The 14,951-nt window shown below is 36.0% G+C and carries 11 protein-coding genes; 3 read left to right on the forward strand and 8 right to left on the reverse strand.

Going from position 1 to position 14,951, the window contains the following annotated elements; genetic code table 11:
• Positions 1–41 precede the first annotated feature (41 nt).
• Entirely contained in the window at positions 42–530 is a 489-nt protein-coding gene (locus AC07XN_RS18105; RefSeq protein WP_494744080.1) for a GNAT family N-acetyltransferase, read from the reverse strand.
• A gap of 12 nt (positions 531–542) precedes the next feature.
• On the reverse strand, positions 543–944 hold the full coding sequence (locus AC07XN_RS18110) for a DUF983 domain-containing protein (protein WP_309921072.1): 402 nt from the start codon (positions 942–944) through the stop codon (positions 543–545).
• A 153-nt stretch (positions 945–1,097) separates the two neighbouring features.
• Here AC07XN_RS18110 and AC07XN_RS18115 point away from each other — a divergent pair, with 153 nt between their 5' ends.
• Complete coding sequence (locus AC07XN_RS18115; RefSeq protein ID WP_494744081.1) at positions 1,098–2,186, forward strand: hypothetical protein; 1,089 nt, start codon at positions 1,098–1,100, stop codon at positions 2,184–2,186.
• Between the two features lies 1 nt (position 2,187).
• On the opposite strand, the gene AC07XN_RS18120 is transcribed toward AC07XN_RS18115, so the two are convergent.
• From AC07XN_RS18120 to AC07XN_RS18145, 6 genes are all read right to left on the reverse strand, one after another.
• Positions 2,188–3,417, reverse strand: a complete 1,230-nt coding sequence (locus AC07XN_RS18120) for a glycosyltransferase family 4 protein (RefSeq protein ID WP_309921067.1) — start codon at positions 3,415–3,417, stop codon at positions 2,188–2,190.
• Between the two features lie 49 nt (positions 3,418–3,466).
• A complete protein-coding gene (locus AC07XN_RS18125; protein ID WP_309921065.1) occupies positions 3,467–4,099 on the reverse strand; it encodes an LON peptidase substrate-binding domain-containing protein in 633 nt (210 codons plus the stop codon).
• Positions 4,100–4,139: 40 nt separating this feature from the next.
• Entirely contained in the window at positions 4,140–4,625 is a 486-nt protein-coding gene (locus AC07XN_RS18130) for a gliding motility lipoprotein GldH (protein ID WP_494744086.1), read from the reverse strand.
• Positions 4,626–4,689: 64 nt separating this feature from the next.
• Positions 4,690–6,261: a PSP1 domain-containing protein gene (locus tag AC07XN_RS18135; RefSeq protein WP_494744082.1), complete on the reverse strand. Its 1,572-nt coding sequence runs from the start codon at positions 6,259–6,261 to the stop codon at positions 4,690–4,692.
• 57 nt (positions 6,262–6,318) lie between these two features.
• Positions 6,319–7,599, reverse strand: a complete 1,281-nt coding sequence (gene purD, locus AC07XN_RS18140) for a phosphoribosylamine--glycine ligase (protein WP_494744083.1) — start codon at positions 7,597–7,599, stop codon at positions 6,319–6,321.
• A gap of 225 nt (positions 7,600–7,824) precedes the next feature.
• Positions 7,825–10,179, reverse strand: a complete 2,355-nt coding sequence (locus AC07XN_RS18145) for a RecQ family ATP-dependent DNA helicase (RefSeq protein WP_494744084.1) — start codon at positions 10,177–10,179, stop codon at positions 7,825–7,827.
• A gap of 107 nt (positions 10,180–10,286) precedes the next feature.
• Between AC07XN_RS18145 and AC07XN_RS18150 the strand changes: the two genes are divergently transcribed.
• Entirely contained in the window at positions 10,287–11,255 is a 969-nt protein-coding gene (locus AC07XN_RS18150) for a KpsF/GutQ family sugar-phosphate isomerase (RefSeq protein WP_309921044.1), read from the forward strand.
• A 332-nt stretch (positions 11,256–11,587) separates the two neighbouring features.
• Entirely contained in the window at positions 11,588–14,842 is a 3,255-nt protein-coding gene (locus AC07XN_RS18155; RefSeq protein WP_494744085.1) for a T9SS type A sorting domain-containing protein, read from the forward strand.
• Positions 14,843–14,951 lie beyond the last annotated feature (109 nt).

Raw genomic sequence — 14,951 nt, forward strand, 5'->3', positions numbered from 1 at the left:
TTTAAATTTCTGACCTCCGCTATTTTGTTCGTTATCCAACACTACTCAAACGATTGATACATCACATAGGTATCTACTAAGCCTAATTGTTGATGATTAAATGCCTTGGGAATAGTACACATAATTTGAAACCCAATATTTTCCCACAGCTTTACCGCATACGTATTGGTGCTGACTACAATATTAAATTGCATGGCTTTGAAGCCTAACAATTTAGCTTCTTGTAAAGAATGTTCCCCCAAAAATTTGCCAATACCCTTTCCTTGAAAACTGGGATGAACCATGTACGAGCCATTGGCTACATGCGAGCCTAAATCTATTTGGTTAGGCTTAATAATATAAGTCCCACAAATTACGCCATCTTCTACTGCCACATAAGTAAACATATAATCAGCAAACCAATGTTTGGCTAGGGCTGATTTGGGGGTGCGAGGGTCAATTACATAGGTATCTCCAGAAGCTATTACTTGATGAAATATTTCCCAAATACCATCATAATCTGTCGTAATATCAGCTTTCCTTATTTCCATAATTTACAAAAGCTATCTTGGTTTATATTTTACAAAACCAAATAAATGAATGAATATAGAGCGCGAAGCTCTGAAATTAAAAGGTACAGCAGCCAACGAAAGCACTGTGATTGGAATGATATAATAGAGAATTGGAGGGTCGTTGAAAATAAAGAAAATAGCAACGCCTAAAAGTGCTAAGAAACCCACATTGATACCATAGCTAATAAACATGGCACCATACCAAAAACCGGGTTCTACTTCAAAACGTAGGTTGCAAACAGGGCAATTGTCGTGCATTTTATCAAATTTGTTAATTTGCCAAAACGGATACATAAACATTTTGCCTTCTCTACACTGTGGGCATTTTGCTTCAATAATGGCTTGAATCCTAGAATGTTTTACATCCAATTTTAGCTTAGTACTATCTTCCATATCTGTTTAATTTATATTGACAAAGTTAAGCTAATTCAATAAAAACTCAATTTTTATACTACTTGCTTTCGTGATTATCGTTTTGATGAATAATAGTATGGCAGAATAAAGTAATTTTGAATACCCGAATAGCTCATTTTAATAGCAAAGTATATGTCGAATACAAATAACCTAATTCTTACCCAACAACCAGATAAAAATCTCTCTAAACTCCAGAAACAGTTTAATGATTATGTACAGAAAATTGATGAATTGAAGCTAAGGCTTATAACGGATAAACAACAAATTGAAATAATTACCAGTACTATTCAAAAAGAGGTAGCCCCACTTGAAAAAAAGCATCTATCCAAAATTGCCGACTTAGTATTTGTTTTTGATAAACATCATGATGACCCTTTTTTTAAGCGTAAGGAGAAAGAAAAAATAGCCCATTTTATTTTAGAGAAATCTGTTGAATTAATTGAGAGGGCTGGGGTTGAGGAACTGATTCCAATTTTTAATAAATATAATGAGACTGGAACCTACGAGGAACTTAGCGAAGAATATGAAAAGAAAAATATAGCATCTATTAAGGATACCATGCGATATGAATTTGGACTTGAATTAAGTGAAGAAGAGTTAAACATTGATAATGCTGAGGAATTAGAAGAACTATTTGAACAAAAGCTGACAGAGAAACAAGCGAGTGAGGAGGCAAAAAAAACAGCAAAACAAAAAACAGCAAAACAATTAGCAAAAGAAGAGAAGCTAAAAAAAGAGGCTAACAATATCAGTAAATCAGCACGAAGTATTTATACAGATTTAGTAAAAATGTTTCATCCTGACCGTGAACAGGATGAAGCCGAACGGGCACGTAAAACCGAAATTATGAAGGAAATAACGGCTGCTTATGAAAAAGATGATTTGTTTGAATTGCTCAGACTGAAAATAGCATTGACGAGTACTAATATTGCATCGCTAACGATGGCCGATGAGCAACTGAAGTACTACAACAAGCTATTGAAAGAACAAATAAATGAGTTAGAGGCAAGTCTGTGGGAACTGCATAATCAAGCTACAATCACCAATAATGGCAGTAGTTTATTTCAACGTTTTGGAGGAGATACTAAAACGATGAAGATGAAATTTAAGAAAACTACCAATTACTTGAAACAAATGATCAATGAAGTAGACAGAAATATTGAAGTCTTAAGATTCAAGGAAAATATGCGAAGATTCCTAAAAGACTATTATGCTGATTAGTTTATAGATTGACCACTTCATTCAAGGCCAGTGCAAGTCTGTCTGAGCCAGCCTGTAAAGACCAATTCTTACGAACGTTCGTCAAAGCAAAATCAGCCATTTCTTTTCTAAGCTCTTTGTCTGTAATCAACTTTTCAATATAATAGGCTAGCTCACTTGCTTTATTATTCGTTAAAAAGCCATTTTTGCCATGAATTACAGTTTCACGCACACCTGCTTCGGCAATAGCCACTACTGGTATGCCACAAGCATTGGCTTCTAAAGGAGCAAAGCCAAAAGGTTCTAGTTTAGATGTGTATACCAAGCATACTGCATTGCTAAGTAATTGTATTAATTCACTATCAGAAACCATTTTCTTTAGCTCAATCTCTACGTTTAGCCCTTTAGCAAGCTTTTGCATTTCTTGCCAATATTCCTCAGTAGCCATATTGCCTATCCAGAGTAACTTCGGTCTGTTTTGTTTAATTAAGCCCAATGCTCTAATGGCAAATTCAGGGTTTTTATGTGTCATGAAACTTCCTAGCCCGACCACATAATCATTTTGACTAGTACCATCAGTTGACGGATGAAATAATTCAGTATCAACCCCCAAATAACAAACTTCGGAAGGTAATCCATACACTCGCTGACAACTTTCAGCAGAGAAATAAGAATTGACTAACACTTTATTAAAAGCATCAAAATTTATCCGTTCTTCTCGTACAAACATACGGAACCTATTTAAACGCCATGCACTAGCAAATGTATGAGTCCAGTATTGTAAACTAAACTTACTTTGTGACCTATCAGGTGCTTCCCAAACTTGTTTTGGCATGGCTTCGTACAAAAAGCGCATTGGTTCGCCTAAGTACAATACCTTTGGTATTTTGATGAATTTGCCGATGAAGGGAACGGCATAATATGAACAGCTATTGGCAAAAAGTACATCAAAATTACCAGCATGAATTTCATTAGCACATTGTTGACAGTGCGCTTCCATGGCAAGCATATTGGCTTCTTTTTCAAAAAATAGTAAAGATATTTTTTCTTTAAAACTAGGATTAAGCTTAGTATGAGTTACGGGTACTGAATGAAGAATTACTTCTGAGGGCAATTTCATAAAACCACCCGCATCAGGATTTACCGCCCAAACTTCTACATGATGTCCACGTTCTACTAAACCTTGAATGTGATACTGTAAGGCTCTGCTACCTCCACCACTATGTAAATTATGCCAAACAGCAATTTTCATTTTTTTAATAGTTATAATGTTTATATAGACGATAGAATCTGATTTTACTTCAGAATGTTAATGGGTCTAAATTCTTGAAATGCCCATTCATCCTAATTCTTTCTTTTGTTTTTTCTATTTCTTGCAATACCGTGATTACTCTTTCCAGATGCTGTATTAAAAAGCCTTGTCTTTCTGCTTCGGTTGGCATTTTTAGTAATTGGTATTCTTCTTCCAAGGATAACCCAATTTTATGGGCTATTTGATAGGAGTAAGGCTGGTCTTTATTGATGTCGAAAGTGTTTTCTTCTTCTAGCAATTTGTATAATACCTTTACTCTTTCTACTAAACCAATCATTACTATTGGTCGGACTTCCACTTCGGGCAACATTTCTAAAACCCCACCAGCATACATTTTTAGCTTGACGGGATTCTGAAAGTCAATAATTCTAAAGGTTCTTATTCCCTCGGTTTTGATGTCCATTCTTCCATCATCGTATCTTTTTGATACTGAAATGATTTTTACTTCAGTACCAAAGCCCGGTAATTTCCCATCAATAAAAGTTGGAATACCAAAGGTATTATCATTGTCCAGACATTCATTGATTAATTCGCGATAACGAGGCTCGAAAATATGAAGATTGAGGGCTTCCATTGGATAAACCACCAAATTGAGCGGGAATAAAGGAAGAAATTTTTGCATGACTAAGTTATCTCGTTACGATTACTTATCGATTTAAAAATTAATGAGCTACTACTTTTTCAATCGAAAAGCCTGCACTTATGATATCCAATAGTGGGTCTTGTCGCATATACTGACGAATCTGGATTTTGTATTTCCCATTTTTAGGAAAATGAAAATCTTTGAAGACTAATACTTTATGGTCGTAAATATCGCCTAGTCCTTCGCCTAAAGAACGTCCAGAAGTTTGGTCGAACAAGATTACTTCATCCAATTTTTGATGAATTATTTTTCCTGTTTCTGTCGTTAAGTAATGCGTCAAGTACAAATTATAGTAAGGATAAGAGCGATTGTTACGAATGGTATAAAAAACATTGTAGGCTGATACTGAGTCTTTTACTTCAAAAGTAAAAGTGGGAGCATCTTTAATAAACCATTTTGCATCAGGAATATCGTAGTTTTCCTTTAAGATGGTATTGGTATCACAAGATGAAAGTGTGAACAAACAAATGGTTAACAAAGCCATGATATAATGGTTCAGACGCATGGTGGGCGTGCTGAACCATTGTTGAATAGCTTTGTTAACCAAATATTTTGTACTCGACATATCGCTAAACTGCTTTGCTATCGTCATTGTTACGGTTATTGTTCCGATTTTGTGGCGGACGATTCTGTTTTTGATGATGGGGCTTTTTATTTCCCTGATTATTATTATTCGTTTTAGCTGGCTGAGCACCTTTGTCCTGTTGTGGCTCCGACGCATTAGCATTAGGCTGTTGATTACCTTGCTGTTGTGGTTTAGGGCCTTTAGGATGCTGAGGTTTATGATTATTTTTAGGATGAGTAGCCTTTTGTTGCTCTTGTCCTTTTGCTCCCTGTTGTTTTGGCTGTTGAACAGGCTTTTCTTGTTGATGTGCCTTATCTTCAGTTTTCACAGGGCGTTGTTCAGCCTTTACTTCTCTTTTTTCTTGTTTGAATTCTTTACGTTCAGGACGAGGGTTGTCTTTTTTCTCTGATTTGAAGTCAGGACGGTCGCCTTTTTTCTTATCAAAGCTTTTCTTACCACCGTTTCCGCCGTACTTTCTATCCATTTTGTCTAAATCTGCATTTAAAGGACCAGCACCTTTTTCGATTTCTAGTTCAATTTTTGCAGACTCAGCACCATCGATAGACTGTGGTTTTACGCCCCTTTCGTTCAAGGTCATAATTTCCTTTACTCTATCAACCGTTACAGGAATCCAGTTACTTTCTTCGCCTCTATAACCAAACCACATTACTCTTTTGAAAATATCCGTTTTCTGTAAAAAAGCTTCACCCTTTATCGTTTGAAGAGATTTTTCAATTGTCGGAATATCTTTCAAAGCATCCATATAAGTTTCTAGTTCATAATTCAAGCAACATTTAAGTCGCCCGCATTGACCAGAAAGTTTTACAGGATTCAAGGAAAGGTTTTGATAACGAGCCGCCGAAGTAGTTACGTTTTTAAAGTCAGTCAGCCAAGTAGAACAACACAATTCTCGCCCACATACGCCAATACCACCAACTCTAGCAGCTTCTTGACGAAGGGAAATTTGTTTCATTTCAACCCTAACTTTAAACTCGCTCGCAAGCATTTTAATTAATTCTCTGAAATCCACACGGTCGTCAGAAGAATAATAAAAGATAGCTTTGGTATTATCAGATTGAAACTCTACGTCTGAGAGCTTCATATTCAATTTTAGTTCCTTGATAATTTCACGGGTGCGATACATCGTAGGGTAATCACGTGCAACGGCTTGGTCGTGTTTTTCAAGGTCTTTATCATTGGCTTTTCGGTAGATAACTTTTATTTCCTCGTTATCTTTTAGGCCTTTCTTTAGCATTTGTAAACGCACAAGCTCGCCTTGTAAAGATACAAAGCCAAGATGATGCCCACTTGGAACATCAACGATTACAGGGTCGCCAGCATAGAGTTCAATTTGATTAGTGTTTCTGAAATATTCTTTTCTACCACCTTTAAATTTTACTTCTACCACATTGAACTTACTAAAAGTAGGAATATCCATATTCGACAGCCAGTCGAACACGTTCATTTTATTACAACCGCCCGTACCGCAAGCACCGTTGTTCTGACATCCTCCAACAGCACCACCGTCTTTATTTTTAGTCCCACAGCTTCCTGAGGAGCAAGATTTACATCCCATAATTTAAGGAGAGAATGAAAAAAACATTCTACTTTATGTGTTTATAAATAAGTATGATTAATACCTCAACACATCTAACCCAATATCTTTTCGATAATATTTTCCATCAAAAAGCACATCTTGGGCAGCTTTTTGAGATTTTTGAATGGCTTTCTCTAAGGTATTCGACATGCCTGTCAATGCCATTACTCTACCACCATTCGTGAGTACTAAATTATTGTCTAGTTTAGTACCTGCATGAAAAATTGTAGCTTCTTTGATTGAATCATAGCCCACGATTACATCACCTTTTCTATAGTCATTCGGGTAACCACCAGCTACAACTACCGTAGTAACGGCATGTTGTTTACTTACTGTAAAGTCAGCCTCATGCAATTCATTTTTGGCAGTGGCAATCATTAAAGCTAAGAAATCAGACTCAATTCTTGGTAAAACCACTTCTGTTTCAGGGTCGCCCATTCGAGCATTATATTCAATTACATAAGGTTCGCCTTCGTGATTCATTAAACCAATAAAGATAAAACCATTGTATTTTATGCCTTCAGCTTTTAGACCAGCCAGCGTGGGCTTGATTACCTGAGTATCTACAGCCTCCATGAATTTAGCTGTAGCAAATGGCACAGGTGAAACTGCACCCATACCGCCAGTATTTAAACCTGTATCGCCTTCGCCAATGCGCTTATAGTCTTTGGCTTCAGGTAAAACTTTGTAAGAATCTCCATCTGTTAATACAAAAACAGATAGTTCTATGCCTGTTAAAAACTCTTCAATAACCACTTTGCTACTAGCATCACCAAATTTTGCGTCAACCAACATTTCGGTTAAGGCTTCTTTGGCTTCGTCTAGCGAAAGGGCAATAATTACTCCTTTACCAGCGGCTAGTCCATCGGCTTTTAATACGATAGGTAGCTTTTGGGTTTCTAAATATTTTAAACCGTCTTCAAGGGTATCTTTGGTAAAAGTCTGCGATTTCGCTGTTGGAACGCCATACTTTACCATAAAGTTTTTCGAGAAATCTTTTGAACCTTCCAACATTGCTCCATGAGCATCCGGACCAACCATCAGAACGTGTTTTAAATCCTCTCTCGACTGAAAATAGTCTCTTACTCCTTTCACTAAAGGCTCTTCAGGTCCCACAATTACTAACTCAATACCATTTGTTAAAACGGCTTCAGCTATTTTCTCAAAGTCATTATATGAAATAGGCAGATTTGTAGCAATTTGTGCAGTACCAGCATTACCCGGTGCTACAAACAATTTATCACAAAGAGTACTCTGGGATATTCTCCAAGCAAAAGCGTGTTCACGTCCGCCAGAGCCTAAAATTAGTGTATTCATTTATTGTTATTTTCTTGTGTTTCAATGATTAATTACCGCATAATCATTGAAACATTCCATTAAGCAATTTTATTGATTGATTCTTAAGGATTTGCCTAGTACCCTTTTAAGTAACTTATCTAAAATAAACAACGTGTTGTTGTGTGAATAGTTAAATATTGTATGCCATTGCATTAAACTACAGCGTAAAACCGCTCACAACTCACAACTCATCACTCACAACTCTTAATTCGCTACTTCACTCAAAAACTTAATCCTCATCAATCTCAATTCTTCTTCGGTAATATCATCAATATTACATTCTTCCAAGGCCACTGCGATATTGTCAGATTCAGCCTCCATGAAATATTCAAAAATTTCTTCTTGTTTATCAGGCTCAACCACTTGGTTGATATAATAATCAAGATTTAGTTTAGTACCAGAATAACAGATATGTTCGATTTCTTCAATCAATTCAGCCATCGAAAGCTCCTTCTGGTCAGCAATGATATCCAAATCTACTTTTCTATCTACTTGTTGAATGATATGAATCTTGATTTTTGATTTATTTACAGCCGATTTCACAACTACTTCTGTAGCAGTTTCAATCTCATTATCTTCAACGTACTTTTTGATTAAGTCAATAAACTGACGACCAAATTTTACAACCTTACCCATACCCACACCATTAATCTGAGCCATCTCATCTTTAGTAGTTGGATAGGTAGTTGCCATTTCTTCAAGCGATGGATCTTGGAAGATTACATACGGAGGAAGATTTTTTTCTTTTGCTAGTTTTTTACGAAGGTTTTTCAACAACTCAAATAATGCTACATCATACGAACCACTGCCCGATGCCGCTTCTTTTTCTTCGTCTTCTTCTATTTTCTCGTTTTCATAATCGTGGTCTTTTGAAAGTGTTAATGGATAAGGGTCTTTCAAATACTCTTTTCCTTTTTCAGAAACTTTCAATACACCATAATTCTCAACATCTTTTTCTAAGAAACCTAATACCGCTATCTGACGCACCATCGAAACGCATTGTTCAATCGGTTCTGGCTCTGCATTTTTTCTGCTCTTAGATTTTGCTGCTGGTTTTGCTTTCTTTTGTTTCGGAATCGGATTTCCATCCTCATCTTCTTCGTCCGAAAATTCTACTTCGTCGTCATCGTCATCATCGTCGTCTTCGTCCTCATCAGCATTCAGTTTGAACAATGATTTAGCTTTTCCGAATGTTTCAATTTTGTTGTGTTCATAACTGCCCACATATTGGCTTTTATAACCCATCAAAATATCTGCGATATGTTGTGCATCAAAACGCTCGCCTGTTAATTCAACCGTTTTTAATGCCAATACTACTGCTTCTTCTACCTTATATTTTGGCGTTGGTTTGTTACAGTTATCGCAGAAACCACAGTCTTTATCAACGTGTTCACCAAAATAGTTTAATAACTGACGACGGCGGCAAGTACCCAAATTGGCATAATGTACCATTTCATGCAAAAGCATACGAGCAGTATCGCGCTCTGTAATGGTTTTATCCTTGTTGAATTTATCTAACTTGTTGATATCTTCTTTCGCATAAAACATGATACAAGTACCATCCAGACCATCACGACCAGCTCTACCAGTTTCTTGGTAATAGCCTTCTAATGATTTAGGAGCATCGTAGTGAATCACAAAGCGAACATCTGGCTTATCGATTCCCATCCCGAAGGCAATCGTTGCTACCATCACATCCGTTTCTTCATTCAAGAAAGCCTCTTGATTAGCCATGCGAACATCACCATCTAAACCAGCATGATAAGGTAAAGCTCTTACACCATTTACATTGAGTAAATTAGCAATTTCCTCTACTTTCTTACGGCTTAAACAATAGATAATTCCCGACTTTCCATGATTGGCCTTGATGTATTTGATAATTTGTTTATCAATATCATCACGCTTCGCACGGATTTCGTAATAAAGGTTTTTACGATTGAATGAAGACTTAAACAGCCTAGCATCGTCCATGTTCAAGTTCTTTTGGATATCCTGCTGAACTTTTGGTGTAGCTGTGGCTGTAAGGGCAATGATTGGCAACTTTGTATTGATGCTTTCTACAATAGAACGAATACGGCGGTATTCAGGGCGGAAGTCATGCCCCCACTCCGAAATACAGTGTGCTTCGTCGATTGCTACAAAAGAGATTTTGGCTTGTTTTAAAAACGCTAGGTTATCCTCTTTGGTTAAAGATTCAGGAGCGATGTATAACAACTTTACCTCTCCGCTGATAACCGCATTTTTAACTTTCGTCATTTCAGCACGGTTCAATGATGAATTCAAGAATTGAGCATTGATTCCAAATGCGTTCATTTGATCAACCTGATTTTTCATCAGGGCAATCAACGGAGAAATTACGATAGCAGTACCTTCCATCGCAATGGCAGGCATTTGATAACATAATGATTTCCCCGCACCCGTCGGCATGATGACAAAAGTGTTTTCGCCAGAAAGGGTGTTTTTTATAATATCTTCTTGTTCACCACGGAACTGGGAAAATCCAAAAGTCTCTTTGAGTTTTTCTTTTAAAAAGTCGGTGGTTTCTTGTGTAACACTCATTGTTTTTGAAACTTGTAAAAGGTTTTTTGATTAATATCGTGGTTAATAATCCTTTATCTTTGTAATAAATTTAACACAAAATCAGTCTTGAAAAACTGTTTCTAACATTGAAATTAGTAAAAAATATCCAATCAACTGCAAAAAAAGTTTTAGAGGAAGAAGCAAATGCAATCCTAAAAATTGTTGCATCAATTGATTCATCGTTTGAATCATGTGTAAATCACCTACTTAAGGCCAAAGGTCGCTTGGTGATTACTGGTATTGGCAAATCTGCAATTATCGCCCAGAAAATTGTGGCTACGCTTAATTCAACAGGAACGCCCGCTTTGTTCATGCACGCTGCCGATGCCATACATGGTGATTTAGGGATGATTCAAACAGAAGATACCGTAATGTGTATTTCAAAATCGGGCGATACACCCGAAATAAAAATTTTGATACCCCTTATTAAGCGAACTGGTGTAAAATTAATTGCAATGGTTTCAAATACAAGTTCTTATCTAGGTAAAAATGCAGATTTTATTTTACATGCCTATACTGAGAAAGAAGCTGACATCTTAAATCTTGCTCCGACAACCAGTACAACAGTAGCTTTGGCATTAGGAGATGCCCTTGCAGTATGCTTATTAGAATGCCGTGGATTTAATAGTGATGATTTTGCCAAATATCACCCTGGTGGAGCCTTAGGCAAGCGTTTATACCTGAAAGTATCAGATATTTACCCTAATCATGGATTGCCCCTAGTATCCGAAAATGCAAGTATTAAAGAGGCGTTTTTAGAAATTAGTTCTAAAAGATTAGGTGCAACAGCAGTAGTAAATCAGGACAACGACTTACTAGGTATAATTACGGATGGTGATGTACGAAGAATGTTAAACGTACATGATAATTTGGTAGGATTAACAGCGAAAGATATTATGACAGCCAAGCCAAAATCAATCAATGCCGACGCTTTTGCCGTAGAAGCTTTACAACTGATGCAAGAGAAAAGTATTACGCAGTTGGTAGTAGTTGAAAATAATAAACCCATAGGTTTTGTTCACTTGCATGATTTGTTGAAGGAGGGGTTGGTGTAGTAGGGGGCTTTTACCGCTTTATAATTTCTTCGATTAATTTGTGTTTAGGCGTATAACCCTGTTCCTGATATTAACTTTTGTTCTAATCAATATTCGAGCTTGTATTTTCTAATAATTTGAAAGTACAAGCTCTTTTTGTTATTGGCTCAATATCAATATACATCTTATTGATTATTAACATTTGATAATAAATCAATTTTATTAATAGATACTCAGTAATTTGTTGAATAAATAAATATTAATTTTCAAGTAGTATAAAAGAGATGAATGATAAAAATATTATATTTGATGTGCAATGACTTCTGCATATTTCACTATTATATTTTAAAACAATGAAAAAAATTCTATTACTCTGTTGTACCTTATTCTGCTCTTTACACACTACCTTCTCACAAAGTACAAATCGTGTAAAAATCATCTCAATCAACCCTAGCGAAGACACTGGACAGGATTATTCCTCTTGGCTCACTGATAACCTAGACTCACTTGTTGAAAGTGCATGGACTAATAATGCCAAATGGGTTGACGTTAGGCTAACTTTTGAACATAGAAGTACTATTTCAAAGCTTTCATTTTATGATTACACAGGTGTTTTTACAGAACATCCAGCTTCCATTTATGCGTTGAAAGATACTACGTTGACATTCCTTGGTTTATTTGATGGTTCTACTTATGATAATTTTGTCGATTTGAACTTAACAACTCCTATTATTGCCGACGCTATCGTTGTTAGAAAATTTGGCAATGATATCCCTCAGAAAATCAAAGTATTTGGTGACACAACACCCAATAGTCCGTCATTAAACCGTTTAAGATACTTTGCAATTACACCTAACATCAACACAGGGCAAGATTATACGCCTTGGCTTTCAGATAGTTTAGATGTATTAGTAGAAAGTTCGTGGTCGAGTAGCAACAGTGTTTGGGTTGATATAAAACTAACCCTTGAATTTAAAAGTATTATTTCAAAACTTTCATTTTTTGATTATACAGGTGTTTTTACTGATAGACCAGCCTCTATTTATGCTTTAAATGATACGACAAAAACATATTTAGGCTTATTTGATGGGTCAACGTATAATTCATTTGTTGACTTGAATTTGGCAAATCCGATTGTAGCCGATGCCATTATTGTTCGTAAATACGGCAATAATGTTCCTCAGAAAGTTAATGTTTATGGCAATCCTGTTAATGGAGCGGCCAAAGCAATTGTATCTGGATCAACAACTCCAACAACTCCAACAACGCCAACAGGTCCTACAATAGTAGGCACCAAAATCCCGATTGCCCCTAAAAGATGGTATCAACTAAACCATGTAGGGAATGGGTTAGATGCTTTATTTGATGGAAATACTGACAATGAGGTATTTACAGGATGGGGCAAAATTTTGGATAATTACGACTGCTACTATCCTTTAAAAGAAGGAGAAGTAATTAATATTCAAAGTGTAAAGTTTTATGATGGTTCTGGCACGTTGGAAAACGAACCATTTAAGTTATATGGTATTACTGACCAATGGGAAAGAGTGCTAATTGCTACCTTCACTGGAAGTACTTATAACCAATGGGTTGGCCCTAACCCAAGTGATATTAATAATTTCGTGCTTGCAAATCCTTCTACTGCTAACTTCAGATATTTACTTATCAATTGTTATGGGGGATTTCCTAGAGAAATGGAATTGTATGGTACTTATACAGCAAGTACTGTTACTCAAACAAGTCCACCTTTGAAAAATATAAAAATGAAAGATGCTTTTGGTATCAATTCATTTGAATGGGATTTCTTAAAAGCTAGTGATGCTTCTTTACTTGATGAAAATAAAGTTCAGGCTTTTAAAGCGTTTACGGGTTTTCGTCAGTATATGGACTGGGAGAAAATAGAACACTTTGAAAATGTTTATACGTATAACCCATGCTTTAATGGAGGTTGGAATTATGATGCAATCTATGAACGTTGTAAGCAAGATGGGATAGAGGTTTTGCCATGTTTACAAGGGGTTCCTTACTGGTTTTTTAATACATATCCTGATACTACATATCATGATGGACAAATTGTTCCAGCAAGGTATGGCTATTCATACTCAGACCCTAATGCTTATAGAGACCAAGCACAAGTAGCGTTTCAGTATATTGCTAGATACGGAAGCAACGCTAATGTTGATACTACATTACTTAGTGTTTTTGATCAACCACGTTGGACAAGCGATAGCCCTAACGTGTTAAAAGTAGGTCTTAATGTGATAAAATACATTGAATGTGGTAATGAAAGAGATAAATGGTGGAAAGGACGTAAAGGCTATCAAACAGCCCGTGAATATGCGGCAAACTTATCAGCATTTTATGATGGACATAAAAATACTATGGGGCCAGGCATTGGTGTTAAAAACGCAGACCCCAACATCAAAGTAGTAATGGCAGGTTTGGCTTCTGCTGACCCAGACTATGTAAGAGGAATGATAGACTGGTGTAAGGAGTTCAGAGGTTATAAGCCTGATGGAAAAGTCAATTTATGTTGGGATGTAATCAATTATCACTTATATTCAGATAATGCTAATTCAACACAAAGTGGTTCATCAACAAGAGCGGCTGCCCCAGAAGTTTCTTCGGCTTTAAATACCGCAAAAAAGTTTGTTCAATTAGCACATGATGAAGCCTACGATATGCCAGTGTGGATTACTGAATTAGGCTTTGATTTGAATCAAAATAGTCCATTAAAGGCTATTCCAATAGGTAGCAAATCTGCTCTCATCACTCAAGCCGATTGGGGGCTTCGTTCGGCATTGATGTATAATCGTTTAGGATTAGAAAGAAGTTTCTTTTATATGTTGTATGATTCAAACCCTTATAATCCTACTCAATTTGCATCTTCGGGTTTAATAGATTCACTAAGACACCGTCGTCCGATTGCTGATTATTTGTACCAAACAAAAAATCTAATAGGGAATTACGTTTACAAAGAAACCATTTCACAGGACCCATTGGTAGATAGATATGAATTAAATGGGAAATCTGCGTATGCTTTAATGATTCCAGATGAAATAGGAAGAACAGGTAATTATACTTTAGCTTTGGATAATATCAACGATATTAAAATCTATTATCCAAAAGCAGGAAGTGAAAAAATGGATAGTCTAAGTGTTACAGATAGCACTCATAACTTCCACTTAGCGGTAACAGAAACGCCTATTTTTGTTATTCCGGGACAATCAGTAGTTGCTAATAACCAAAATTACCAAGTTAACTATTCTTTGAATACGACTGCTTTAAGTGCAGGGAATAATAATGTATCTTTTTCACCAAAAGATGGCACTTCTACTACTAACCTTAATAGAGTTACTGCTGAAAGAAATACTGTATCGGTAGTTTATCCTAATCCAACTTCTGATATATTATATATTTCATCGAATACTTTGAATAAAGTTAGTCATGTGAAATTGCAAAATATGAGTGGTATTACTGTACTAGAATCTAATGCTATTTCAGCAGAAGGTATTAATATTAAACACCTCCCTTCGGGCAATTATTTACTTTCAGTTAACTTAAATGATGGTAAAATAGAAAATCATAAAGTAACTGTATTGAGATAATTATTTTTAATAATTAAATGTATTATTAGTGTAAACATGAGTCATCCCGAATTTTAAAATCATAAAAAAGCGGTCGAAATTTGTTTTTCGACCGCTTTTTTATGATTGA

It is taken from the genome of Arcicella sp. GW458-12-2-14-TSB2, from assembly GCF_059423785.1.